Annotated in this window: 2 protein-coding genes; one reads left to right on the forward strand and one right to left on the reverse strand. The window is 25.2% G+C overall.

All coding sequences use genetic code 11. The annotated features are described in order from the left end of the window. Positions 1-1271 (forward strand): TRAFs-binding domain-containing protein (locus BR66_RS0115585; RefSeq protein WP_026883720.1); only part of this gene is annotated, 1271 nt, incomplete at its 5' end. An 18-nt stretch (positions 1272-1289) separates the two neighbouring features. Here the strand turns inward: BR66_RS0115585 and BR66_RS0115590 are convergent. Next, the gene (locus BR66_RS0115590; RefSeq protein WP_026883721.1) at positions 1290-1802 is read right to left on the reverse strand and encodes a hypothetical protein; all 513 of its coding nucleotides are present in this window, start codon (positions 1800-1802) and stop codon (positions 1290-1292) included. Positions 1803-2358: the final 556 nt, after the last annotated feature.

The following is a 2358-nucleotide window of genomic DNA, read 5'->3' on the forward strand; positions in this document are numbered from 1 at the left end:
CTAATAACTATAAATTATTTGGAGGTACTAACTTGATCAAAAATTGTTTTGTAATAATGGGCTTTGGGAAAAAAATTTGTCCTAATACACAGAGGACTATAGATCTTGATGTTACATATAATAAATTGATTAAACCAACTATGATTAATTTAAATATAGAGTGCATACGATCTGACGAAGTCATAACTAATAAAAGCATTGATACGGAATTATACGAATTGTTATACAAATCAGATTTGGTTATTGCTGACATATCTACTTTAAATTCTAATGCGATATATGAACTGGGTGTTAGACATGCTTTGAAACCATATACTACTATCATAATTGCAGAAAACCAAGCGGTTTTGCCTTTTGATATTAATCACCTGAGAATACACAAATATATACACGATGGTTTAACTATCTCAAATATGGAAATTGATAAACTTTCTAATAAATTAGTTGAGGTTATTAATGAACTGAATTCTAAAAATAATCCAGATATAGATAGTCCACTTTATACATCATTAGATATAAAGTTACCTAATGAGATGGATCAATCTTTTTTTCATAAAATTTCGTCTAAATATGAAGGCAAAAATTCTATATACAAGTTACTTTCTACAGCACAATCTTTAAAGAATAAAAAAGATTTTATCAAAGCAGAACAACATTTTCGTAGAGCATTTGAATTAACTAAAGATGAATATATAGTAAAGGAACTCGCAGTGTGTATTTATAAACAGAATGAAAGCAGTATTGAAAATTTAGAAAAGGCAGAAAAAGTGCTGGTAGATTTTACTGGTGAATACACAATACAAAATTTTGAATTATTATCAACTTTCGGTGCAATTTATAAAAAAAAGTGGTATATCAATAAAAATATAATTGAATTAGAAAAATGTTTAGATAACTATAAGCGAAGTTATGAGCTATCAAATAACTACTATGCTGGAGTAAATTATGCATACAGTCTTATGATGTTATCTCATTACAGTAAAAATGTAGAAGTTAAAGTTACTAATTACTTTTGGAGCAAAAAAATATATAAAGAAATTATTATCTTATGCGAAAAAGATTACGACATTGATGATTACTGGATTAATGCTACACTACAAGAAGCTTATTTAGTACAAAACAATAATGCTGAATTTACAAAATATCAAAATATATGTGAGAAGTTAGTTGTTGCAAATGATTGGAAATTAGAAAGTACTCTAGATCAAATTAATCATCTAGAGTTGATGCTGGATACTCTTGAATTGTATAATAAAATAATTTCCTGTTAATTATTAACTTTTAGTGATCTAAAGGCCCATTGACCAAGTTTTAATAATATTTTTAAGATTATTATTGGATTCAAATGATTGCATAACAAATCTATTATTTATTTTTTTACATTCTATAACAAATATTTGATAGTAATCATTTGTCTTATCATCAATTATACCTTCTTGCAATATGTAATTAGGTTTTAATATTAGTAGAGGCTTTTTTTTTGAGTATGTAATTCCTGCTTCAATTTGTGTCCATGGGCTTGAATAAAAACTATTTATAATTTCTTTATTTTCTCTTGAGTCCTCCTTACTATAACCTACATATGAATGAAATCTTTCAAATGGAATAACTATAGTTCCCTTTGAATCATCAATAATTTCTAAAATTGGCTCAAGTGGGCTTTTATATGAATAATGAATTTGCTCTAAGCATATAGGTTTGAGATCAATGCTATTCAAGTAGTTTTTCAATTTATCTAAAAAGTCTATTTGATCATTTCTAAATGGTTTACTATAACTTAAAAATACTTTATTCTTGCACATAACTAACTCCTATTCTTATTAGATAATCATTTAGCATTGTTTGATTTTCTATAATATCTACTTTATATAAATAAGGACAGATAATTTTATTCAAATCCATATTTCTGTATTTTGCTTAAAGATAATAACAAGGATAAATTTAAAATCAATTTTGTTTCATATTGAAAATTTATTACATATATAAATAATAAAATAGATATTTCTTTAATAACTCAATCGGTAGATACAATACAATTGGGCAGAAGACTAAAAATATTATAAGTGTAGTGACATTAATTATTTCTTCAAATAAATAGTTTTTTAAATTTCTACCTATAAACCAGTTTTCATTGTTGAGAAACAATTTAATGTGACTTATAATATGCAGTTCGTTATTTTTTATCCAAGTATCATTTCGGTACAGGTATTCAAGATGTATTGTATATAAATTAAATGATTTATCTGATCTTTTAGATGATGATATTTTCCATAATCAGAAGATAGAAAATCGCTATTTAATTTGTAGTTTTTGTATCCATGATCAAGTTAGTACCTCCAAATAATTTATAGTTATTAG

It is taken from the genome of Clostridium akagii DSM 12554 (assembly GCF_000686725.1).
In the GTDB taxonomy this organism is placed as follows: domain Bacteria; phylum Bacillota; class Clostridia; order Clostridiales; family Clostridiaceae; genus Clostridium_I; species Clostridium_I akagii.